Genomic DNA, 23,550 nt, shown 5'->3' on the forward strand with positions numbered 1-23,550 from the left:
TACCGCTCCCGGAATCGGGAGGACCCCCGTGAGGGGTGCACTTACCAGGGCTCTCGCCATGACGTACACGTTCAAGCTCGCTCGACGGATGGCCAGCAACCACGTACGCCCCCGGACGCTCGCCGCGGTCGCGGCGCTCCTCCTTGCGGCCTGTGGTGGTGCGAGCCCGACTGGGCCGACCACGCCGATCACGCCGCCCGCCCAGGCTGTCGCCGGGGTGTTGACCCTCGAATTGACGACTCCGAATGCCAACGATGGCGCCGTGCAGTTCGCCATCAGCGGCCCCGCCATCGACAGCGTGCAGGCGCTGGGCTATGACGGACTCACCAGCGCCCTCCCCGGTCAAGCCCAGGCCCAGGTCATCGTGACCGGCGCCGTGACCACCGGGACGGTCGCTCGAGTCTTCGTCCACGATATCGCCAAGGCCGCCGAGTATCGGGCCTGGGTGGTCGCCGCCGCCGCGCGCAGCAGCTACCAGCTCCTGGACGTCGCGAGCTACCGGGCCGCGCTGGTCCGCTGAGCCTTCGGCAGCGAGAGTTCGGCCGAGACGGGGCGGTGATCCGACCCGACGTCTCGGCCGATACGCGCGTGATGGGTCACGAATTCGTCGGTGGTGAGGATGTGATCGATCCGGATGCCCCAGCGCCGCGTGCGCTTGGTATTGCCAATGCCGACGCCGCCGCGAGAGAAGGCATTCCGCAGCCCTGACCAGTGCCGCCGATAGATCGCGCTTTCGATCGGCAGGTTGAAGTCCCCCGCCACGATCGTCGGCAACGCCTCCCCCCGAAAAATCCACTCGCGTGCGACGCGCGACTCGAGTTCGCGTTGCTCGGTATTCTGGCGCGTCAGCGGACCGAGCGTCGGGATCGTGGAGAGGTCGCCGAAGTTGTCGAGGGCATCGCGCGGCGTCTCGAGGTGGACCACCCCGACGCGCACCACTCCGGCTGGCGTCGCGAGCGTGGCTCGCGCGATTGCCCCTGAGCCGCTCTGCTTCCAGAAATCCATCGGGTCGCGCGCTTCCCAGCTGAGCACCGGGAAATGGCTCGCGATGCAGACCGAGCTCACGCCACGGCGAACGTCCCAGGCGGCGCTGGCCGCGATGCCATCGGACAGTGCCGCGCTGCACTCGGCCACGACCACGATGTCGGCCTCGACACGCGTGGCCTCGTCGAGGATCGATGTGGCGGTGGGATGGAGCGTGGGGCTGCCGGAGCCGGCATTGATCTCCAGGACACGAAGGACGACGGCTTCGGCTGGCTCGAGGCGTCCGAGGCCGAGGCGCACGTCGAGCAGGCCGAACGCGAAGATCACCGCCATGAGCAGCCCGGCGACCAGCGCGGTGCGCCGCGCCACGAGGAGCGCGGGCAGGAGACCGACGAAGAGGACCCCCGCCGCCCACCTCGGGCCGTACAGGAATGGCAGCGCCCACCAGACCCGATCGCCGAGCCCGCCCACCAGCAGCCACGCACCACACATCGCCGTCGCGCTGGCCCAGGCCAGCCCCTGTGCGATCCGCCGGCCGCCTGGCTCAGTCATGACGCCTGAAGGGCCAGACCAGGCAGCCGAACAGGAAGCCGCTCCCCCAGCTGCAGTGGATGGTGAGGAAGATCAGCGGGAGCACAGGGAAATACTGCCAGCCCGCCTGCGCGGCGGTCGCGGCGCTGGCGGCGAGGTTGGCCGCCAGATACAGCGCGAGATGGGCGGCGCCCAGCGGCCCGAAACGTCCCACCGTCAGCGGCGTGAGCAGCAATGAGATCACGAAGGCCGGCGCGACGAGTTGCCGCCAGCGCAGCGATCCGGGGTGCTTCACCAGCGTCCGGACCTTCCAGTACCCGTAGCGGAGATACTGCCGCACCAGCTTGGGAAGCGATGACCGCACGAAATAGGTCGAGCGGATCGTGGGCGAGAGATAGATCCGGGCGCCGGTGGCGCGCAGCCGGACATTCATCTCGTAGTCCTCGTTCACCGCCCAGTCCTCGCGCATCCCGCCCAGGGCACGCAGCGTCTCGGTGCGCCACGCGCCGAGGTACACCGTGTCGGTCCACTGCGCCGTGGTCGCGTTGCGATAGGCCGCGTCGCCGGCGGCGAACCGTGAGGAGACGGCCGCTGCGACGGCGCGCGCGAACCAGTTCGTACCGGTGGCGCGCTGCACGCCGCCGACATTCCCCGCGCCCGTCTCCTCCAACAACCGGACCGACTCGGCGAGGTAGTCCGGGTCGTAGACGGAGTGGGCGTCCAGGCGTACCAGATAGCGGCCCCGCGCGGCGGCGAGCCCGAGGTTGAACGCCGGGGCCTGCAGGCGTTTCGGGTTGGCGATTCGGCGGACCCGGGGGTCGCGCTCGGCCATCGCGTCGACGATGGCAGCCGAGCCGTCGCTGCTGTCCCCATCGAGCACCAGCAGCTCCCACGCCGCATCCCCAGGCAGGCGATTCGCGAGCACCGACTCCAGGCAGGCCGCGATGCCGCGGGCCTCGTTGCGCATGGGGATGACGACGGTCACCAGGGGGCTGTCGGGAAGGGGGGCGGCCACAGGCTCGGGGGCTGGAGGGTCAGGTCGCACAAGGGTTCGAGGGGCGCTCCCGGCAATCTACCCGGCGCACGCGCCCGGGTGTATGGCGGCCGCCTGCCGGGGGAGGGCGGCGCGGGCGACACCTGATGCCCTGAGTGCCGCGCCGGCCGGTCAAAAATTGTCAACTTTATGTACAGTACTGACTGACTTCTGACCTCCTAACCCTTGTCATTGCTGGATTTCAGTTGGCAGCAATCTTGCCCGATACTTGGTCACTGAGAAAGCGGTCCCCTTGTCGTCCCCAGGGCCCGTGCTGGGGGTTTCCCCCGTCGGATCCAGGCTGGAGTGAACTTGACCATGATTCGCCCAACACACGTCCTGCGCCTCGCGCCACTCTTGCTGGTTCTGGCCATCACGGCCTTGCCCGGACAGGGGACGCCGCGTCGCGTCATCATCACGCTGCGCCCCGCGTCGGGGGAGGCCGCGCTGCGGGCGCCGGGTTCGCCGCCAGTCAGCTCCACCGAACTCTCCCAGATTTCGGCGCGCCTCGACCGCGACCTGCCGAGCCTCCGGGAGACCGGGCGAGCGCCGTTTGCGGGGATGCTGTTTGCCGAGGTGAGCGCGGCCGAAGCGACCCGGCTCGCGAGCGATCCGAACGTGGCGATGGTCGAGGAGGACCGGCTCTGGAGCCCGGCCGACGCGGCCACCGCGCTCTCGTCGGGCGACCGGTGGGCCGCGCTCCGGGCGTCGCCGCGCCGGGGCGCCGATGCGATTCCGTGGGGCGTCTCGCGCGTGACGGGTCCGGAAGTCTGGGCCGCGGGGAACACCGGCGCCGGGGTGAAGGTCGCCGTGATGGACTCCGGCATCGACACCGGGCACTCCGACCTCACCGTGGTCGGCGGCTACAATGCGGTGACCCGCGTGGCAAGCGATTACAGCGACAATCTTGGCATCTGCAACGGCCACGGGACCCACATCGCCGGCACGATCGCGGCACGCAACAACGGCGCGGGCGTGGTGGGCGTGGCGCCGGATGCGCAGCTCTACGCGATCAAGGTGTTCCAGGATGTCAACGGGTCGTGTCTGGCCTACACGTCCAACCAGATCGCCGGGCTGAACTGGGCGGTGGCACAGGGCATCCGCCTCGTGAACGTCTCGATCGGCGGGTCGAGCTCGGGCTCGTACAACGCCGCCATCGCCGCGGCGGCCGACCAGGGGACATTCCTGATCGCGGCGGCGGGCAACAACGGTGGCGCGGTGCTCTATCCGGCCGCGGCTCCCAGCGCGATTGCGGTGGCGGCCCTCGATGCCCAAAACCTCCGCGCGTCGTGGTCGTCGTTCGGCCCCGAAGTCGGCTTCGCCGCACCGGGTGTGAGCATCAATTCGACGATGCCCGGCGGCGGCTATGGCACGAAGAGCGGCACGTCGATGGCCGCGCCGCATGTCGCCGGCGTCGCGGCCCTCCTCCTCGCCGCGCAGCCGGGATTGACGCTCGACGGGCTGCGGCAGAAGCTGCGGGACGGCACGCTCGATGTCGACGCAGGCGGGTTCGACAACAACACCGGCTACGGTCTGGTGCGGGCGCAGAATTCCCTCGGTGGCGGGTCGCCCCCACCGCCGGTGCCACTGAGCATGGCGGTGTCGCCGCTGTTCCGGAGCACGACGGCGACGGCGGGCGGCGCGGCGACGGGGAGCAGTGCCGCGATCACCCTGAGTGGTGACAACTCGTCGACCACCGGCTGGACCGCGACGAAGCGGAAGAGCTGGACGACGCTGACCACGGGCAGCGGCACCGGCAGCGGGACCGTGGCCTGGAATCGCAGCACCACCGGGCTCGCGGCCGGCACCTATGTCGACACCATCACGGTGGCGGCGGCCGGCGTGGCCTCGCAGAGCATCATCGACACCTTGCGGATCACGGCGGCGCCAGTCCCACTCACGATGACCGTGTCGCCGCTCTTCCGGAGCACGACCGCCACCGCCGGTACCGCCGCGACTGGAAGCAGCGCGACGATCACCCTGAGCGGTGACAACTCCTCCACCACGGCGTGGACGGCGACGAAGCGGAAGAGCTGGACGACGCTGACCACCGGCAGTGGCACCGGCAGCGGGACCGTGGCCTGGAATCGCAGCACCACCGGCCTCGCCGCCGGCACCTACGTCGACACCATCACGGTGGCCGCCACCGGCGTGGCCTCGCGGAGCATCATCGACACGCTGCGGATCACCGCGGCGCCGGTGCCGCTGGTGCTGTCGGTGAGCCCGGCCTCGCGCAATGTCACGGCCCAGGTCGGCACCGCCGCGCCCAACGGCAACGCCGCCGTCACCCTCACCGGTGACAACGCCGGCACCACCGGCTGGACCGCGACGAAGCGGAAAAGCTGGACGACACTGACCACGGGCAGCGGCACCGGCAGCGGGACGGTTGCCTGGAATCGCAGCACCACCGGCCTCGCCGCCGGCACCTACGTCGACACCATCACGGTGGCAGCTGCCGGGGCTGGCCTCGCGCAGCATCATCGACACCCTGCGGATCACCGCGGCGCCGGTGCCGCTGGCGCTGTCGGTCAGCCCGGCCTCGCGCAACGCGTCGGCCCAGGTCGGCACCGCGGCGCCCGGCGACAACGCCACCGTCACCCTCACCGGTGACAACGCCGGCACCACTCCGTGGAGCGCGACGAAGCGGAAGAGCTGGACGACGCTCACCACCATGAATGGGACCGGGAGCGGGACCGCCGCCTGGAGCCGCAGCACCACCGGCCTCGCCGCCGGCACCTACGTCGACACCATCACCGTCACGGTCGCGGGGCTCGCGCCGCAGAACATTATCGACACCCTGCGGATCACCGCAGCGCCGGTGCCGCTGGCGCTGTCGGTGAGCCCGGCCTCGCGCAACGCGTCGGCCCAGGTCGGCACCTCCGCGCCGAGTGACAACGCCACCGTCACCCTCACCGGTGACAACGCCGGCACCACGCCCTGGAGCGCGACGAAGCGGAAGAGCTGGACGACACTCACCACGGGCAGCGGCACCGGCAGCGGGACCGCCGCCTGGAGCCGCAGCACCAGCGGCCTCGCCGCCGGCACCTACGTCGACACCATCACCGTCACGGTCGCGGGGCTCGCGCCGCAGAGCGTGATCGACACGCTGCGCATCACGGCGGCGCCGGTCGCACTGGCGCTGTCGGTGAGCCCGGCCTCGCGCAATGCGGCGGCCCAGGTCGGCACCGCGGCGCCCGGCGACAACGCCACCGTCACCCTCACCGGTGACAACGCCGGCACCACGCCCTGGAGCGCGACGAAGCGGAAGAGCTGGACAACACTCACCACGGCCAGCGGCACCGGCAGCGGGACCGCCGCCTGGAGCCGCAGCACCAGCGGCCTCGCCGCCGGCACCTACGTCGACACCATCACCGTCACGGTCGCGGGGCTCGCGCCGCAGAGCGTGATCGACACGCTGCGCATCACCGCGGCGCCGGTGGCACTCGCGCTCACCGTGAGCCCGGCCTCGCGCCGGACGTCGGTGACCGCGGGGGCGTCGGCGGGCGGCGACAACGCGGCGGTGACGCTGAGCGGGGACAACGCCACTGCCACCACCTGGTCGGCGACGAAGCGGAAGAGCTGGACGACGCTCACCACCGCGGGCGGGACTGGCAGCGGGAGCGTGGCGTGGAGCCGGAACAGCGCCGGACTCGTCGCCGGTACCTACGTCGACACCATCACCGTCACGGTCGCGGGGCTCGCCCCGCAGCGCGTGATTGACACCCTCGAGATCGCGGCCGCCCCGGTGCCGGTGACCGTCGCGCTCTCGCCAGCCAGCCGCCGCGTCACGGTCACGCGCGGCAACACCGCCGCGAGCGGCACTGCCAGCGTCACGCTCAGCGGGACCAACGCCGCCTCGACGACCTGGGAGGCGACCAAGCGGCGGAGCTATACCGCGTTCACCACGAGGAGCGGCACGGGCAATGGCACGCTGGCGTGGAATCGCAACACCGGTTCCCTCGCCGCCGGCACCTACGTCGACACCATCACGGTGACGGCAGGTTCGGCCACGGCACGGCTGATCGACACCGTCGTCGTGACGGCGCCGACTGCCTCATCGATCGCGGTGCGGCCGCAGGGGAAGCGGTCGCGCTACCTCGCACAGGCCGGTCGCGCGAGCGCCTTCGCCTCGACGCGGGACTCGGCGCTGGTGGAGGGCGAGGTGGTCGAGGGGCAGAGCGATCAGTGGACCGCGGTGATCGGTGGCACCGGCCTCGCCGTGCTGTCGCCGGTCGGTCGACTCGGCGACTACGTCTACTGGGAACGCCGGAGTGCCGGCCCCGGTCCGGGCATCACCGTCGACTCCGTCCGGGTGCAACTGGTCGGTTCGCCTGGGCTGGAAGCCGTCTTCGTCGACTCGCTCGAAGTGGTCACGGTCGAACTGCCGGCCGTCGGACTCGCGGTGGATGAGCTGGTGCGCGGCGGGCAGATGCATGCCGACCAGCGGCAGCTGCTCGACGGGGAAGGGAACCGTAACGGCTACTTCGACCTCGGCGACTTCCTCGCGTGGGTCGATCGCGATCGCATCCGGCTCTCGCCCGCGATGGTGGCGAAGCTGCAGTCGGTGCCGGTTGTCCCGGTGCGACCAAGACCGTAGCACGGGGCGATACGCCGCGCAGTAGATCGGGCCGCCCCAGCTGCTGCTGGGGCGGCCCGATCGCATGCGTCGAGTGTTCGCGACCTGATTGGCGCTACCGAGACCCGGCCAAGGCGGGGAGCCACTCCGGCATGCCATCGGGAGCGCAGCGACCGGCGGAAAGATCTTCGATCAACCGGGTGACTTCCCATGCCGTGAGGTACCCGACACGGTAGCCACGCTCTTCGCACGCGGTTCTGGTCATCTCCAGGCATCGTTGGAGGCCGCCCCCCTCAAGGAGTGGGGCGCCATTGCGTTCCTGCGCTCCATGCCCGAACAGCTTGAGGAAGATGTGGTTGCCAATGCGTGGCGCCGCGCGCAACCAGGATCTTGCCCGCGCCATGGTAGGGAGGGCGTAGCCCGCAAGTTCACCGACCTCAAGGGTGGGGAGCACGCGATATCGCTCGTGCTGGCGGACCGTGAGCGGCCCCTGGACCATCAGGAGCGCATCCGGTGGCGGCGCAACCCCGGCACGAACGAGGGTTCCCCGGTCGTGGGACTTTGGCTTGGTCGGATCGTCTTCCGCCCAATAGATGGCGTTCACCAGCGACGTCTGGCAGCCACTCGGTGCGGATGGCAGGGTGAAGTCGGCACGACAGCCCAACTCCCGGAGCAGGGTGAGCTCATTGTTCAGCCCGCACCAGCGCCCCTCGGGATGGCTGTTGTCGAGTGCCCAGTTGCCATGGATGAAGCACCACTCGATCGCGCCGGCCTCGTTGACGCGAAGGAGCCCATGCTCCTCCCGGAGCCTGCGCACGAAGGTGCCCACGACCGTGCGGAAGTTCGCGTCAGTATCCTGATCGTGGTGGTAGTGCACCTCGATGTCGCCGACCCCTTGACGAACGATGGATGCAATGCGCTCGACAACCTCCGGCTCATCTTCTTCGGCAGGATAGAAGAAGGTGAACTGGGCGGATCGTCCAAACGAGTCAGGAACGGATTGCGCGATTCGGGGCCAGTGTCGCTCCCAGCGCGAGACGCGTTCAAGTGCCTGCGCCTGAGTCGCTCCGCCGCCGAGCGGTTCGAAATGGTCGGTGAAATGGAGCCACACGGTCGGCTGACTTCCGGGGGACGCGCGCCACCCGGAGTCTCGCAGCCAGCTCCCGACGAGCCCGGGGACCCAGCGGTCGGCGCCACGCGGAAGCCGGATCATTCGGGCGCCTCGAGTCGCAGGTGATGTGCGACATGCCGGGCCCCCGCCAGAATGTCGAACTGGCCGTTCGCGGGCAGGCGATGATCGGCGGCCGTAAGCACCGTCGTGATTGCTGCCGTCCTTGCCTCCAGGTCGCCTTCGGGCACCGCCGCGGAGCATCCGAAGGGAAGCAGATCCGGGATCCCGCCAACCCGGCTGGCGACGAACGGGAGCCCCGATGCCATCGCCTCGACCAGGACGTTGGGGATGCCTTCGGATCGTGAGGGAAGCACGAAGACGTTCGCTGCCCGATACCATCGTGCCAGCTCGCTCTCCCCGAGAGAGCCCGGGAAGAGGATGCGTTCTCCCAACGCCCCGGATTCGAGGGCCATCCGCTGCAGCGATTGCCGGAGCGGGCCACCGCCGATCATCGCCAAATGAATTCCAGGGAAGGATTGTTCCAATGCTCGCGTCACCCCAATCACTCTTTCCGGTGCCTTGACGTGCACCATGTTCCCCACCCAGAGGAGCAAGGGCGCATCGGTAGAGAGACCCAGGCTGCGTCGGGCTTCCGTCCGGTCACCTGGCGAAAAATGGCGGAGATCAACGCCCCGCAGGGCTATCGAAACCCGTGAGGGCGCTACCCCGAGATCCGTCACGCGCCGACCGATCTCGGAGCCGATGGCGAACACGTGAGCCGCATCGCGAAGCGTGGCACCAATAATCGGTCTGCGGGCAGGGTCGTTGGCCAGCAGCATCACGTCGGAGCCTCCCGCGATGATCCCCACCGGGATCCCGTGTCGCTTCCCGACGTCGATCGCTGTGGTCCCGTCAGGGTGCGTCCAGAACGCGAGGATTGCGGAGACGGGCGGTCCACTGGTGATCGCGCGCTCCACGGCCCTGCCGACCGACCAGCGCATCCAATCGTGATAGCGATGTCTCCAGATGCCAGGCGGATACCAGAACACCGGATACTCGGCACCGCGTTCTCTGGGCAAGCGGTTCCCGGGACGCCACTTGACCCATGGCACCGGGGCGATCACCGACACCGAATATCCCAGTCGACGCATGGCGCCGATCAGGCGAGCATTCGCCGGGCCCTTGTGTGGCTCCCACGGCGTCGGGTACACGGTCGACACGAAGAGCAGCCGCTTCGTCATGCCGGCACCGCGGCGGCGCGAGGCGCGGAGAGGCCGTAACACGCCGTATATGCCGCGACCGTGTTGTCGAGGGAAAAGGCCGCCGCGACCCTCGATCGGGCGGCGCGTCCCTCCCTGGCCAGCAGGTCGCGATCGGCGCTGAACGTCAGGATCGCCTCGGCAAGCGCGTCGGGGCGTTCCGGCTCGACGAGGAGGCCGCCACTCCCAGGGCCCATGACTTCGGGGGTTCCGCCAACCCGAGTGGCAACGACCGGAAGTCCTGCGGCCATCGCCTCGAGCAACGCGACCGAGATCCCCTCGGACCGCGACGGCAGGACGAACAGGTCCGCCGCTTCCAGAAAGGGGCGAACATCCTGTTGCGCGCCGGCGAACTGGATGCGACCGGCGATCCCCAGCGTGGCACACTGCGCCTCGAGGGCGGCCCGCGTGGGTCCCGCACCGACCAGGACCAAGGCAAGTGTCGGATCGGCCTTGAGGGCAGTGGCCATCGCGTCAACCAAAACGTCCTGCCCCTTGACGTGACTGAGTCGGCCGACCGACACGAGCCGGAGCGGGTCGCCCGGCGCGCGGGCGCTGCGTGGCGGAAAGCGCGCGGGATCCACGCCGTTCAGGACCACATGGTGACGGTCGGCACGCCCGATCCGGAGGAGCCTGAGCTGCGCGTCGACGTCCTTCGACACGCCGATGACCGCGTCGAACGCTCGACCCAGCCAGCGACGAAGCATCAGCAGCGACCGCCGAGCATCGGAGAGCTTGCCATGCTCGGTGTAGACCAACCGCACCCGGTTCGCGCTCCACGGCATCAATTTCCGGCTGAGGGCGACCGCGACCTGCGCGGAAACATTGTGCGCGTGCACGATCTGGGGCGCGAGCGATCGGAGTGCCTTGGCAAGCGCCCAGGCGGTGGGGAGCACGCCTCGGGGACTTCCGGCGAGGACCTCGACGGGGATGCCCTGTGCCGCGAAGAGGGGCGCGAGGGCTCCGGCGGTTCGGAGGCAGACGACGCTCGGCTGCATCCCGGCGCGTTGCTGCGCACCGGCCAAGTCAAGCACGACGCGCTCGGCTCCGCCGTGTTCGACGGAGATGACCACGTGGACAACGCGCGCCCCGGGGTAATCGGATGGGGAGCCGGCGGTTGACGGCGGATCGTGGGGACGGGGTGGCATCGGCACCTAATGGGTGTGTGGCGATGCCGCTGGGACGAAGACTCGCCGCCGGCGTCCCGTCCCGCCGGGTGGCGATGCTCGAGAGGCGTTCGAGTTCGCCGCAGACGGTGGCGCGACCGCGAATGGCGATCCGAGGAGCGTGGCCGCACACATCCCGAGCGCCATGTACATCAGCGGATTGTAGGCGTTTGAGAGAAAGGTGCCGGTCATGAGGACGCCGGCCAGCATCGCCAACATGTGACCGGCCTGAATCTCCAGCGACTCGGCCGCCGGATCGAGATCCCGCGCTGCCACCGCTGCTCGTCGCATGGCGCGGAGGCCAGTCACCAAGGTATGGCAGAGCAGTGCGAAGGTGGCAAGGCCGATCACGCCGAGCTCCATACCATACTGCACCCAGCTGGAGTGGGCGGCACGCTCGGGGCCATTCATGATCCCGAAGTAGGTCGGAAAATTGTCAATCCCGAATCCCCATGGCCGTTTGATCATCCAGACCATGCCCTGCTTCCAGAAGTAGATTCGTCCTTCGTTGGTGAGGTTGTAATCAGTACCGGAGAAATCGCCGAAACGATCACCGGCACCGCTCCTGATCGCCATATACAGGAACCCGGCGATACCCGTGCCGACCAGCAGCACGGTCAGGGCTCGTCGCCACCCACGCGCCCCCGTACCAATGACGACCGTCGCGCCAGCCAGCATGCCCAGCATCGAGCCTCGCGATTGCGTCGGGATGATGGCCATCACCATGATCCCGGCGGCACCGGTCCAGAGCAATCGACGGCCGACCGAGCCCACCGAGAGCCAGAGGGCAAGGGGGAAGGCGGTCGCGAGGATGGCTCCGAAGTCGTTGCTGTCGAGTCCCACACCCACCACGCGGAGTCGCCGGAGTTCGGGACGCATCGCCACGATGGCGGGATCGATCGGCTCGCCGTATTCGTCGAAGACCACCGCATTCGGATTGTAGGTGGCGAGGACCTCAGCCGAGACGGCGGTGACCGACAGCACGAAGACGACGGCAGCAATCCGCAACGCCCGTCGATCACGCAAGAAGACCAAACAGGTGAGGAAAATCACCACAGAGATGATGTAGCGGCCCTGCAGGAATGCCAGTGAGCCCGACGGCCAGATCCCCAGTGGAACCGTGACCATCACGATTCCCAGGATGAGCGTCACGAGGCGAATCGGTTTGGAGCGCTCCCAGATCAATCGCCACGCGTCGCTCGGAATGACCACGGCCAGCAGCACCACGAAGAGCAGCATGGCGATCATCGGCCCTCTGGGGACCGCGAGCTGCGCAAAGACCTCCGGAAGCCGAACCACGGCATAGCCGAGGTACAGTCCGATCAGCGGCGCCAGCACCAGTTCGCCGCGGGAGCCACTCGTGAGGGAAAAACCGGTCGGTCGCTGGCGGGTCGAGGGCGCCGTCATGGCTGCTCGGACGGCCTCGACTGCGCTGCGACCTTCGGCAGGGTTGGTCATGACGCCGAGCCCGATTCACGCCGTTGCCGATCGGCGCCGGCCGTGCGCCGAGGCCACGCCTGCAGGGCGAGACCCGGCGGGGTTGGTTCCATATTCACTTTGCTCCAATGGCGTAGCGCCGAGCCGAGGTTGCCGCACGGGACCGGTTCATTCCCAGCCCTTCCTGTGGGTTCCCGTATTCGGCGAAACATGTCCTGAAGATCGACCGGACTTCGGTGCGCCAATCGGCTCGTCTCGGCCTGCACAGGGAGCAAGTTGTGAGCCACCCATGCCTCCCCCAACGGCGGGCAGGCCCGGGGGGTCCGGCCCATGAATTGCGCTGACCCGCCCCACGGCCCGATCGACAGGCACAAACGTGGGGTCGGAATATATTCTGCTCCTTGAACCGCCGAGGATGTCGCATGATGCGTGTCCCTACGCCGCTCTCCGCTCGCTCCCAGTTCGTGGTCTCCGCGGCGCTCGCGGTATTGACGCTTGCCGCCTGCTCCCCGCTGGCCGATGTCATGGTCCAGGGGCTGCCACTGGCCACTGGTGAGGTGCGCTGGCGATTCCAGACCTTTGGGACGCTCCTCGCAGCGCTGCCGCAGCTTGCCCTGATTCTGGCAACGGTCGCCGGGATCGGGAGTTTGGCCGGCCATCGCGTCGCGGTTCGCGGCGCCTCGGTTGCCGCGTTGGTGCTCGCGACGGTGGCGATCGCCCTGCTCCCCTTCTTCGCGCTGGACTTCGTCGAGATGCGTCGGCTGGTACCGATGGATCGGAAGCCGACCTTCGATCGGGCGACGATGAAGACTGGGCTCTTCGGCGGGCTCTTCGTCCTGGTGCTGGCTTATCTGGGCTGGATGGGGTGGCAGGCGAGCACGAAGGAGAAGATCACGCAGCGGAAGGAAGGGCAGGGGTTGGTCGTCGGTCAGGGCTGACCGACCGGTGGGGCAGCGATTACGGGGCGGCGTCGATCGACGCCGCCCCGTCCTGTGTTCGGAGGATGCGGGCAGGCACGCCACCCACCGTGACCCCTGACGGGACATCTCGCACGACCACCGCGTTGGCGCCGACACGGACATCGCTGCCGATCGTGACCGCCCCGACGATTTTCGCGCCCGCCCCGAGGAAGATCCGGTCGCCAAGCACCGGCGACTGGTCCTTTTCCGCACCGATGGTGACTTGGTGTTCGACAAAGACCCGACTGCCACCCCGCACGGCGCCGTTGATCACGACGCCTTGGGAGTGAATGAGGACGAACCCCGGGCCGAACGTGGCGCCCCGCCCGATGATGCACTGGCCCAGCACCGCGTTGACCTTGTTGGCGATCATCGTCAATGGGACCAAGTGGTGGCGGTGCGACCATGCCATCAGCCGATAGCAGGCCATGGCGAAGGTCCCATCCGTAAGACACGCCTTGAGGAGGTTCGTCGGCCGAGCGTCGCCGTAGCACCACTCGGCTTTGCAGCGGAGATCCTCGAGGAAGATCACAGCGGCGGGAGGATCCGGTTGACGTCCGCGACCAACAGGAGCGCCGCGTCGCGCGCGACGGCGTCGGCGGCGTCCACATCCTTCCCATCGATCTGTACGAAGATGCGCACGAGGGCTTCTTCGGTTCGGCCATGGATGGCGGCGTCGCGGAGGAGGTCGAACTTCACGCGGAACTCGTCGTGCTCGACCCGCCCCCGGCCCTGGTACCAGTAGTAGACGATGGCCGTCTTCCCCTCGCGGACCAGACGCCACCGGTTGACGGTCACCGGCCCCGCGGTCGTCTCCAGGACCACCGGCTTCGAATCGACCGGCTCCCACCCTGCGCCGGGGAGGCAGTTCTTCGGGGAGTGGATGCTCTTGCCCTGGCGCTGTTCGTCATAATACGAGACGAAGATGGAATACGGCGGGCGACCGGGCGGCTCGTATCCCCGCAGGATGAAGGCGGTCATCCCGGCCACCCGCTGTTCTTCCGGGCTGATCGCGATGTCGGTGCCGGGGACGCCCAACGAGGTCACGGCCACCGACGCGATCGGCGCGATCAGCGGCGTCGACGTCGCCCGGCGGGCGAGCAGGGTCGCATTCAGCAGGCAGCCAGCGGCCAGCAGGCCACCGGGGAGCCAGCGATGCCATTCACGCATGACGCACCCCCATCCGGCCCTGGATGAACCGCTCCGCCACCCCGATCAGCGCGCCGAGTGTCCCGATCACCGCAAACGAGACGACAAAGAGCGCCCACCCCTGGCTCTCGTGCATGAAGCCTCGCCCCAGATCGGGGTCGACGAAGTACATCAGGAATGCCGTGAGGAAGATTCGCACCGCGTTGACGGCCACGGCGATCGGGACCGAGAGCAGCAGCAGGACGGCGCGTCCCGTGATCGAGCGGAGGTACATCCCGCCGATCATCACGCCAAGCGCCAGCAACGCCGTGAGCGAACGCAATCCGCTGCACGCCTCCGCCACGAAAAGCTGGAAGATCTGACCGGGCTCCTGGCCTGCGATGACGATGACGTTGCCTTGCTGGCGGACAGGAATGTGTCGCCACTCGATCAGGGCGTAGCCGTACTTCGACGCGCGGAACTGGAGCGGGATCGCGAGCTTGTTGGTGATCAGCGCCGGAAGCGGGATCGAGAGCAGGAGGAGGGAGAACGGCAACCACCAGTGCCGCACCTGACGCCACCCGAAGGCGAAGACGGTGATCCCCACCAGCGCGAGCCAAATTGAGAACCGCTGCGTGAAAAACTCGGCCGCGAGCGAGCCGAGTGCGCGGAGCAGGACGGCGCCAAGGATCAGGGTGCTGCCCCAGAGCGGCGACGGCGTCGCATCGCAGCGGAGTCCTGCCTTCCAGGCAAGCCAGAGGGCAACGGGGGCGAGCAGGAGGCCATGGCCGGCATCCGGGTCGTTCCACCAGTCACGCGCCAACCCCTTCGCGGGGTCGGCGAAGAGGACCACGAATGCCAGAATGGCGAGGCCCCACGGAAGGGCTCGCCGGACGGTCCATTCGCCACGCGCCACGTCGGCGAATGGCCGAACCGCGACGCTGAGGGCGGGTGCTACCATCCGCCCTTCCGGAACAGCATGACCGGGATCGTCTTGAGCATGATCATGAGGTCCTGCCAGACGCTCCGCGTCGCGATGTACTCGAGGTCGTGTTCGACCTTCCGCTTGACGTCCTCGACCGAGGTGTCGTACTGCAGGTGCACCTGGGCATGCCCGGTGATGCCTGGCCGGACGCGTTGGCGATGGTGATAGTTGGGGATCTGCTCCCGCAATTCGGAAAAGAGCTGCGGCCGCTCGGGACGCGGCCCGACCAGATTCATGTCGCCCTTGATGACGTTCAGCAACTGCGGCAATTCGTCGAGGCGGCAGGAACGCAGGAAGCCGCCGACGGCCGTCACCCGCTGGTCGTTGGCTTGGGCCCAGACGGCCCGGCCATGCTGCTCGGCATCCACGGTCATCGTGCGGAATTTCCAGATCGTGAACGGCCGCCCACCGATGTCTTCACGGCGGCGTGAGTCGTGGCGATGCGGGCGGAGGGCGCGGGCGTCGAGCCCGACCCGGGTCTGGCTGTAGAAGATCGGGCCGCGCGACGTGAGGCGGATGATCAGACCAATCAGCAGCCACAACGGCAACGTGACGATCAAGCCCACCGTCGCGACGACGACGTTGAGGGCGCGGATCAACCGCTCATCGCGCCAGAGCGACGCGTCCGCCAGCGCGGGGCTGGCGTCGACGTCGTCGCTGGTCTGGTCGAGGCGCGGGTCGTCCACGTGTGTCATCGAAGAAGAGAGGGCTGGAGACATGACGACTAGTTTGAGATCCGAGTGATGAGCCAGATGATGGAGGCTACCCCGCCAACGGCGCCGATCACTCGCGTCAGGGTGCCCCCTGCCGGCTTCGTGGCCACATCGATCACGTCGCCGGCCTGCAGGTTCAGCTGGTCGATGGTGGTGGCGGTGTTGACGGCGTCACGAAATTCCGGCCCGTCCACCACCACCTTGTCGCCGCGCATGATCTTCGACTTCTCCCAGCGCACGTTGTTGGACGGCCCGCCCGCGAACTGCTGAATGACGTCGCTCAACAGGGTCGTGGCCGGCGGCGTGACGAAGCCCGGCTTGCCCACCGCACCGAAGACCGAGATGCGAATGGTGGGGACGACGCGCACCGTCGGGTCGCGGACCAGCTTCTTCAGCTGGGTCGTCAGATAATCCTGGAGTTCGGAGCGCAGGAGGCCGGCGACGGAGATTTCGATCGCGCCCGGCAGGCTGATGGTGCGCGTGGACGAGACCTGGTAGAGGTTCGAGATCGAGGACACCTCCACCACGTCGAGGCGGATCAGGTCGCCGACCCGGAGGTCGCCCTGGGACAGCCGTTCACGAATGGCGTCGGCCTGCGCCTTCTTCGCGGTCCGGAGGGCGGCACTGTATCCGCTCCCCGCCAAGTTCTGCTCGATCTCCTTCAGTGCGCTCTCCAACTCGCTGCGCGTGACCATCGCTCGCTCGGCATTCACCATCACCGGCACGGTCGTCTGTTGGGCCCGAGCCGGGGAGGTGACGAGGGCTGCGATCAGCGCCGCGCCGAGAAGTTCACGAATTGTGGTCCACTTGCGCACAGTGCGCTCCGTTGGGTTGTGGTCGGGCGAGCCTGCCGAAGGCGGCAGCACAACAGACTGGTCCTAGCAGTCGGGGTGACGCCCCAACCGGTCGCAGAAGGACAGAGCAAGTTCCCGGCCAAGGCGTCGCCGCGCGTTCGACCTCCCCGATCCGCTGTGGGAAGCCCACCACGCCCCCAACTGCGCTCCAAAGGTACCCGAGGCCTTCGGCAAAGACATTGCAGAAGCAAGGCTGGGATTCTGCCCTCAGGCGGGGCATTGACGCTGTGCGATTATTCTAAGTTATTGAAAGACAATGAGTTATCCATGCGTTGCCGGCCGAGGCGGTTCGGCTGGTCGATCGTAGAATCGTGACGGATTGCCACGTATTGTTGCATGTTCGCAACAATCGGCCACTCCAATGGTCCTTACCACGGAAGCGCCCCTTGAGCCTTGATCGTGCGCCGATTGCGAAGCACTCGCCTGTTGTGCTGATCGCGAACGACCAGGAATGGACCGCCCGGGCCGTCGAGAGCATTCTGGTGGCCAACGGCTACCGGACCCATCGGGCCCACACCGCCGCCGAGACGCTGGCGATGGCCGATCGGCTCGATCCTGACCTCGTCATCCTCGACCAGCAGCTCCCCGACTTCCCCGGCACCGAGGTCTGCCGTCGGCTCCGCGCCGACCAGGCGTTCGGCCCGGCGCTCCCGATCATGATCACCACCGCCGGTCCGTCCGGCCGCCAACAGCGGATGGCGGCCTACGAGGCCGGGGCGTGGGAGTTCTACGGCCAGCCCCTCGACGCCGAGGCGCTGCTCCAGAAGCTCGCCGTCTATTGCGCGGCCTACGGCGAGGTGCGCCAGCTGCGGAGTGACGCGCTGATCGATGCGGAATCGGGGCTCTACACCCGTCCCGGGCTGACCCGTCGCGCCACCGAGTTGCTCGGCGAGGCGCGGCGGCACCAGCGCGACGTCAGCTGCGTCGTCTGGGAATTTCCCCGGCGTCTCGATCCCATCCAGGCCTCGAATCTCGGCTCCGGACTCCGTCGACAGGCACGCGCCGCCGATGCCTTTGGACGGATTGCCCACGATCGCTTTGCGGTGGTCGCGCCCGGTGCCTCGCAGCAGGGCGTCGAGCGGCTGGTCGAACGCTTCGCGGGCGTCTTCCGCGAATCACTCGCCGACGGCACCCTTGAGGTGCCGGCGACCGTCATCACGACCAGCCACGAATCGCTGCCGAGCGACGGCGTCGCCCTGCTCGAGCTGCTGAGTCCGGCGATGGCGGCGTAGAAGGGTCGTAAGTCCTAAGTCGTAAGTCGTAAGTCTTAGGTCGTAAGTCGCAAACAACGAAGGCCGGCTTCCCCACTGGGGTGCCGGCCTTCGTGACTTATGACATACGACTTACGACTTACGACTAGCTCGTCGTCGCCGGCAACTTCCCCACATCCTCGCCTTCGTCCGTCGCGCCGTAGCCGTAGCTGTACGAGTAGTACTTGTACTCCGAGGCGCTGGAGCGCACGTCATTCAGCACCGCGCCAATGAGGCGGATCGGCAGCTGATCGACGATCTGCAGCTTGGCCTCGGCGAGGTCGCGTTCCGTCGCGCCCGAGCGCATCACCAGGATCATGTTGCCGGTGAGCGTACCGAGGACGAAGGGATCGATACCGGCGCCGAGCGGCGGGGAGTCGACGACGACGACGTCATACGCCTCGCGCATCGAGCTGATCAGCTCGCGCATCAGGACGCCGCCGAGCAGTTCGGGGCCGTTGCGCTTCCGGCTGCCTGCAGTGATCAGCGTCAGCATCGGATGCGACGTCTTCCGGGGCAGTTGCGCCAGGTCGAGCTCGCCCGTCAGGTGGTCGAGCAACCCCGGGCGGCGTTCCTGCCCGAAGGTCCGGTGCAACTCGCCGCGACGGGTGTCGCCATCGATCAGCAGCGTGCGGTAGCCCGACTCGGCGAACGAGAGTGCCAGATTCGAGGCCACCAGCGACTTGCCGTCACCAGGCGACGGCGAGGAAATGGTGAGCACGCCGCGGCCCTCGCCCATGGTATGGGAGAGATTGAGGCGAATGGTGCGGAAGGCCTCGATGACCTGCGCCGCTTCCTCCGCCGACGGCGTCTCGCCCTTGGCCCGACGAATCTCCGGCACGACGCCGAGGATCGTGAGGCCGAGGCCTGAGGTGATCTGGTCGGCGTAGCGGACGCGCTTGTCGGTCAGGTCGAGCAGAAACGCCAGGCCGAGCCCGCCGACCAGGCCACCGAGGAGGCCCATCGCGATGATGACGGACTTCCGATTCTTCTTCGGCAGCAGCGGCGCGACCGCCGGGTCGTAGATGGACAAGTCGCTCAGGGCGCTGGCCTCGCGGAGCCGGGCATTTTCGGAGCGACCCGTGAGCGACTTGTACGTCTCGTCGGCGAGCGCGAGCTCGCGCTTCAGCCGGTTCTCCTCGATCGTCGTGCTGGGGATCGCCTGCAGCTGCTTGCCCGCGTTGGCCACTTCGCCGTCGAGCCGGGCGATTTCGTTATCGAGGCGGCGGAGGACGGCCTGGGCGTACGCCGGGAGCGTCTGGGAGCGGATCTCGCGAATCCGCAGGAGCAGCTCCGGGAGATTGTAGATGGTCCCGCCGGTGACACCGCAGGCGCGGCAGTCGTCGGAGTAGCCCTGTGCGCGGGCCGTGCGCAGCTGCGTCTCGGTGGAGACGAGGTCGCCGAGCACCTGCTTCAGCTCGGTGCTCGAGCCGACCGACGGAATGGTCAGGAAGAGGTCGACGGCAATCTCGCCGCTCTGGGCCTTGGCAAGCGCCTCCTGGAGATCGCGACGATCGCGGCGCAGCCCTTCGGCCGCCTCGCGCTTCGCGATGAAGGCGGAATAGCCCTGCGGCGAGGTGCTCTGCAGCCCCGGCGTCACCGGCAGCTCCATGCGCGGCTTGGTGATCGAGCCGGTCTGGAACGCCAGCAGCGCTTGTTCCGCGCCGACCAATCGATCATACGCGCCGCGCAGCTGCGTGTCGACCACACCCGCCTCGGCCGTCAGGTTGACCCGCTTCATGACGGCAGCCGTCGTCTCATACTCCTTGAGCAGGGCATTCAACGTCGCCGCCGTCTTCTCGGATTCCTGTCCGGCGAGGGTCAACTTCACGAATCGCGCGCCGCGGAAGTCGATGTCGACGCCAAGCCGACTGTTGATGTCTTCGGCCGCCTCGCGGAGGGTGATCGCATCAAAGTCGAACGTCTCTCCGAACCAGCGGGATTCGACCTTCGGGCTCCACGCGAATCCGAAATCCTTGCCGATCGAGTCCCCCACCGTGCCGCGGCTCTTCCGCGACGTCTTGAGTTGGGTCAACTCCCATGACTTGCCGTCGCTGCTGAACTTGATCGAGTACTCGCCGGGGGTGTAGGCCGGCCCGATTTCGAGCCCGTTCAGCAGGGCGGCATCAGGCCCACTCGGTCCGTGCGGAAGCGTCGGGCCACCGAGCCGCTTCGGCCCGATCAGGTAGAGGCGATGCGCCCGCGCCACCGGCTCGAGCGACTTGTAGGAGCGCATGAACTTCTGCCACTGATCACCGCCGAGGACCGCACCAGCCGCGATCGGCCCGTCGTCGCCCACCGGCATCGCCAGCAGCATCGAGGCCTGGACGACATAGGTTTCCGGCCGCATCCGGGAGACGAGAAAGCCGGCCCCGAGACCGATGAGCGTCATCAGGACAACCAGCCACTTGAAGCGGCGGATCGTCGAGAGGAACCGGGTGATCGGGGAGGTCCGGGGTCCGCCGCTGCTTCCCGTCAATGGCGAACCGGCGCCCAAGGCACCGCCGCCAGCAGGGAAGCTCGGCAAGTTGCCGGAGAGTGGGGTCAGCTGAGTGTTCATAACGCCCGCAGAAAAGAGGGTCCAGCCACGTCGTGCGCCTAGTCGGGACCGCTGCGTTGCAACTGCCATACCGCGCCGCGGGGTGGGGTGTGGGGTTGGTGACGCGACAATGTGTGGCGCCGACGCAACGGTATAGTGGTGCACTCGCGAAACAGGTGATACGTTCAAACCACGGAATTGCCCAATGGGTGCCTGCGACGATGTACCGGTCCAACAGTCACGGCACGCTTTCTGCCCGGGTGGTTGGGGAGTTCATCCTACGATTGCCTGAATGAGGAGTGTACCATGACTGCCGTCACCGGGGCCGGGTTCGGTCCCCCGGAAGGCACGGGAAGCCGCGATCTGCTTGCACTTCCTGCCGACGTGAAGGCCTCGATCCGGATCCTGATCGTCGACGACGAACGGACCCTCCGGGAGAGCTGCGCGTCGGTCCTGCGCGGCGAAGGCTACACCGTCACCCTCGCGGGACGCGGCGAGGAGGCGATGGAGTTCGTGCGCCGGCGGCAGTTCGATCTGGTGCTGGTGGACCTCTTCATGTCGCAGGTCTCGGGGTTGGAGATTCTCAACGCCGCCCTCGAGGCGCACCGGGACACCCTGGTGGTCGTGATGACCGGCAATCCCACGGTGTCGAGCAGCATCGAGGCGCTCCGGATGGGCGCCTGGGACTACCTCCCCAAGCCGTTCTCCGCCACCCACTTGCAGGTCCTGATCGGCCGCGCGTCGCACGCCATCCTGAAGGGGCGCGAGGCCAACGACCTTCGTCAGCAGGTGATGCGGCAGCACTCGCATTCCGACACGCAGGCGCTGATCGGCATCGCTCCCTCGTTCCGGAAGGCCGTCGAGCTGGCCCGCAAGGTCGCGCCCACCGACGCCTCGGTCTTCATCAGTGGTGAGAGCGGCACCGGCAAGGAAGTGATCGCCCAGTTCATTCACCAGCACTCGCGGCGCGCCAAGAAGACGTTGGTGCCGATCAACTGCGCTGCCTTGCCCGAGCCGTTGCTGGAGTCCGAGATGTTCGGCCACCGCAAGGGCGCCTTCACCGGCGCCGATCGCGACAAGCCGGGTCTGCTGGAGACCGCCGACGGCGGGACGCTCTTCCTCGACGAACTCACGGAGATGTCGCTGCCGCTGCAGGCCAAGCTGCTGCGCGTCATCCAGGATGGCATCGTGCGTCGCGTTGGCGCCGAGACCGCGGGTGATCCGGTGGACGTCCGTTTCATCTCGGCGACGAATCGCGATCCGCAGGACGCGGTCGAGCGCGGCGTGCTGCGCGGCGACCTCTTCTACCGTCTCCGCGTGGTGCCGATCGTCTTGCCGCCGCTGCGGTCGCGCCCGGAAGACATCCAGCTGCTGGCCAATCACTTCCTCGGCATCTTCTGGCATCGTCACCGCCAGATGACCGATCGGGCGCCGCGCCTCAGCGACTCGGCGATCGAGTTCCTGCGTACCCGCGCCTGGCGCGGCAACGTGCGTGAATTGCAGAACGTGATCGAGCACGTCGCGGTGCTGGTCGAGCCCGATCAGCTGATCGAGCCGACCGACATTCCGATGTACGAGGATTCCGAGGCGGCACCGGAGCGGATGCCCGCGGCCCAACTCGACGGGCCGTTCCACGACGTGAAGGATCGGGTGATTGCCCAGTTCGAGCGCGACTATCTCGCGCGGCTGGTTGGTCGCGCCGGTGGCAACATGTCGAAGGCGGCGCGGCAGGCCAACGTCGACCGCACGACGCTCTACCGCCTGATGGAGAAGCACGGATTGCAGCGTGACGATCGTGGCGAGTAGCCTGACCCCGTTGGCCCCCGATGCTTACCGCTGGCTGGACGAGGCGGCCGAGGCGCTGGTCGAGGAGTGGCGCGGCTTTGCCGTCGACGCGATTTCGCAGGGTGAAGTGGCCGCGGCCGTCGCCGGCGTCGTCGCGCAGATTGTCGAGGCCGCCGCCGGCCGACCGCGCGCCCCCGAGCCCTCATCGCCGCTCGATCGCCGCGTGGTGGCGCTGCTTCGGCGCTATCTGCTCGAACACGACGAAGCGGTGCCGCCCGGCGGACTCCGTCCCGTACTGCGGGCCCTGGAACAGGTCGCGGCGTCGATGGAGCCGCGCTGGACCGAGCGCTTTCAGGAACGGATGACCGGCCCCAGCGGCCTCGACCTGGTGGTCGAAGTGGCGCACGACCTGCGCTCCCCACTCACCTCGATTCTCTTCCTCGCCGAGATCATGCTCCGCGGCCGCAGCGGCCCGCTGACACCGCTGCAGGAACGTCAGCTCGGCCTGGTCTATTCGGCGGCATTCGGATTGAACGCGGTCGCCAGCGACGTGATCGAACTGGTGCGCGGCGGCGATCGCCTGGTCGGGCGGGAACCGCAGCCGTTCTCGGTCGCGGAAGTGCTCGAGTCGGTGCGCGACATCGTCCGTCCGATCGCCGAAGAGAAAGGGTTGGAATTGCACTTCGAAGGGCCGGGGCGCGACCGTCGGGTCGGGCACCCCGGCGCCTTGAACCGCGTCCTGCTCAATCTCACAACCAACGCGCTGAAGTTTTCTTCGGTCGGCCACGTCGAAGTGACGCTGACCGACGGCGCCGGGCTGGCGCTGGATTGCACCGTCCGCGACACCGGCCGGGGGATTCCCGAGGCCGCGATGGAAACACTCTTCGAACCGTTCCGTCGTCGGCAGCAGCCGGGTGACTATGCCTTCTCCGGTTCGGGGCTTGGCCTCTCGATCTGTCGCAAGCTGGTCGAGGCGATGGGGTCGACGCTTGAAGTCTCCGCCGTCGCGGGCGAAGGGACCTGCTTTCGCTTCACGCTCCAGCTGCCCGAGGCCGATCCCAACATGCTGATCGGCTGATCTAACGCCATGGGAGTCGCATGAGCAAGACCGTCGTGCTGGGTGCCGATTCAATTGTCGCGTTCGCGAACGATTGGGCCACGGATCCAACGAGCAAGCACCACCTGATGGGCCGCCTGAGCAAGGAAATCGACCTTCTCTGGGTGGAATCGAGCGGCATGA

19 protein-coding genes are annotated in these 23,550 nt (G+C 68.0%); 7 read left to right on the forward strand and 12 right to left on the reverse strand.

Features of this window, described 5'->3' with window-relative positions; translation table 11 throughout:
- Window positions 1-58 precede the first annotated feature (58 nt).
- On the forward strand, window positions 59-520 hold the full coding sequence (locus IPG05_02240) for a hypothetical protein (protein ID MBK6493919.1): 462 nt from the start codon (window positions 59-61) through the stop codon (window positions 518-520).
- Here IPG05_02240 and IPG05_02245 read toward each other — a convergent pair.
- Complete coding sequence (locus tag IPG05_02245) at window positions 496-1,536, reverse strand: endonuclease/exonuclease/phosphatase family protein (GenBank protein ID MBK6493920.1); 1,041 nt, start codon at window positions 1,534-1,536, stop codon at window positions 496-498. The two genes, IPG05_02240 and IPG05_02245, sit on opposite strands and share 25 nt — an antisense overlap.
- Window positions 1,529-2,500, reverse strand: coding sequence for a glycosyltransferase family 2 protein (locus IPG05_02250; protein MBK6493921.1), 972 nt, complete (start codon window positions 2,498-2,500; stop codon window positions 1,529-1,531). Before IPG05_02250 ends, IPG05_02245 begins: the two co-directional genes overlap by 8 nt.
- A gap of 366 nt (window positions 2,501-2,866) precedes the next feature.
- On the opposite strand from IPG05_02250, the gene IPG05_02255 reads away from it, so the two are divergent.
- Together IPG05_02255 and IPG05_02260 are read left to right on the forward strand one after the other, a co-directional pair.
- Window positions 2,867-5,158, forward strand: a complete 2,292-nt coding sequence (locus tag IPG05_02255; GenBank protein MBK6493922.1) for a S8 family serine peptidase — start codon at window positions 2,867-2,869, stop codon at window positions 5,156-5,158.
- Entirely contained in the window at window positions 5,058-7,145 is a 2,088-nt protein-coding gene (locus tag IPG05_02260; GenBank protein ID MBK6493923.1) for a hypothetical protein, read from the forward strand. Before IPG05_02255 ends, IPG05_02260 begins: the two co-directional genes overlap by 101 nt.
- Window positions 7,146-7,239: 94 nt before the next feature.
- On the opposite strand, the gene IPG05_02265 is transcribed toward IPG05_02260, so the two are convergent.
- The 4 genes from IPG05_02265 to IPG05_02280 form a co-directional block, all read right to left on the reverse strand.
- Entirely contained in the window at window positions 7,240-8,337 is a 1,098-nt protein-coding gene (locus tag IPG05_02265) for a hypothetical protein (GenBank protein ID MBK6493924.1), read from the reverse strand.
- Complete coding sequence (locus tag IPG05_02270) at window positions 8,334-9,077, reverse strand: glycosyltransferase (GenBank protein ID MBK6493925.1); 744 nt, start codon at window positions 9,075-9,077, stop codon at window positions 8,334-8,336. The genes IPG05_02265 and IPG05_02270 overlap by 4 nt, the downstream gene beginning before the upstream one ends.
- Before the next feature lie 395 nt (window positions 9,078-9,472).
- Window positions 9,473-10,528: a glycosyltransferase gene (locus tag IPG05_02275; GenBank protein MBK6493926.1), complete on the reverse strand. Its 1,056-nt coding sequence runs from the start codon at window positions 10,526-10,528 to the stop codon at window positions 9,473-9,475.
- Between the two features lie 120 nt (window positions 10,529-10,648).
- On the reverse strand, window positions 10,649-12,067 hold the full coding sequence (locus tag IPG05_02280) for an O-antigen ligase family protein (protein MBK6493927.1): 1,419 nt from the start codon (window positions 12,065-12,067) through the stop codon (window positions 10,649-10,651).
- Between the two features lie 452 nt (window positions 12,068-12,519).
- Here IPG05_02280 and IPG05_02285 point away from each other — a divergent pair, with 452 nt between their 5' ends.
- On the forward strand, window positions 12,520-13,035 hold the full coding sequence (locus IPG05_02285) for a hypothetical protein (protein ID MBK6493928.1): 516 nt from the start codon (window positions 12,520-12,522) through the stop codon (window positions 13,033-13,035).
- Window positions 13,036-13,054: 19 nt separating this feature from the next.
- Here the strand turns inward: IPG05_02285 and IPG05_02290 are convergent, their stop codons facing one another.
- The 5 genes from IPG05_02290 to IPG05_02310 form a co-directional block, all read right to left on the reverse strand.
- On the reverse strand, window positions 13,055-13,486 hold the full coding sequence (locus IPG05_02290; protein MBK6493929.1) for a serine acetyltransferase: 432 nt from the start codon (window positions 13,484-13,486) through the stop codon (window positions 13,055-13,057).
- Between the two features lie 98 nt (window positions 13,487-13,584).
- A complete protein-coding gene (epsI, locus tag IPG05_02295; GenBank protein ID MBK6493930.1) occupies window positions 13,585-14,226 on the reverse strand; it encodes an EpsI family protein in 642 nt (213 codons plus the stop codon).
- Entirely contained in the window at window positions 14,219-15,145 is a 927-nt protein-coding gene (locus IPG05_02300) for an exosortase/archaeosortase family protein (protein MBK6493931.1), read from the reverse strand. The genes epsI and IPG05_02300 overlap by 8 nt, the downstream gene beginning before the upstream one ends.
- On the reverse strand, window positions 15,139-15,864 hold the full coding sequence (locus tag IPG05_02305) for a sugar transferase (protein MBK6493932.1): 726 nt from the start codon (window positions 15,862-15,864) through the stop codon (window positions 15,139-15,141). Before IPG05_02305 ends, IPG05_02300 begins: the two co-directional genes overlap by 7 nt.
- A gap of 29 nt (window positions 15,865-15,893) precedes the next feature.
- Window positions 15,894-16,697 carry a polysaccharide biosynthesis/export family protein gene (locus IPG05_02310; protein MBK6493933.1) on the reverse strand — a complete coding sequence of 268 codons (804 nt, stop codon included), beginning with the start codon at window positions 16,695-16,697 and terminating at the stop codon, window positions 15,894-15,896.
- Between the two features lie 425 nt (window positions 16,698-17,122).
- Here IPG05_02310 and IPG05_02315 point away from each other — a divergent pair, with 425 nt between their 5' ends.
- Entirely contained in the window at window positions 17,123-17,968 is an 846-nt protein-coding gene (locus tag IPG05_02315; GenBank protein ID MBK6493934.1) for a response regulator, read from the forward strand.
- Window positions 17,969-18,092: 124 nt separating this feature from the next.
- Here IPG05_02315 and IPG05_02320 read toward each other — a convergent pair whose 3' ends face one another.
- A complete protein-coding gene (locus IPG05_02320; GenBank protein MBK6493935.1) occupies window positions 18,093-20,546 on the reverse strand; it encodes a polysaccharide biosynthesis tyrosine autokinase in 2,454 nt (817 codons plus the stop codon).
- Window positions 20,547-20,831: 285 nt separating this feature from the next.
- Between IPG05_02320 and IPG05_02325 the strand changes: the two genes are divergently transcribed.
- Both IPG05_02325 and IPG05_02330 read left to right on the forward strand, forming a co-directional pair.
- Complete coding sequence (locus tag IPG05_02325; protein MBK6493936.1) at window positions 20,832-22,331, forward strand: sigma-54-dependent Fis family transcriptional regulator; 1,500 nt, start codon at window positions 20,832-20,834, stop codon at window positions 22,329-22,331.
- Window positions 22,312-23,388 carry a HAMP domain-containing histidine kinase gene (locus IPG05_02330; GenBank protein ID MBK6493937.1) on the forward strand — a complete coding sequence of 359 codons (1,077 nt, stop codon included), beginning with the start codon at window positions 22,312-22,314 and terminating at the stop codon, window positions 23,386-23,388. Before IPG05_02325 ends, IPG05_02330 begins: the two co-directional genes overlap by 20 nt.
- Window positions 23,389-23,550 lie beyond the last annotated feature (162 nt).

The sequence above is a fragment of the Gemmatimonadota bacterium genome, from assembly GCA_016704275.1.
Classification (GTDB): domain Bacteria; phylum Gemmatimonadota; class Gemmatimonadetes; order Gemmatimonadales; family GWC2-71-9; genus Palsa-1233.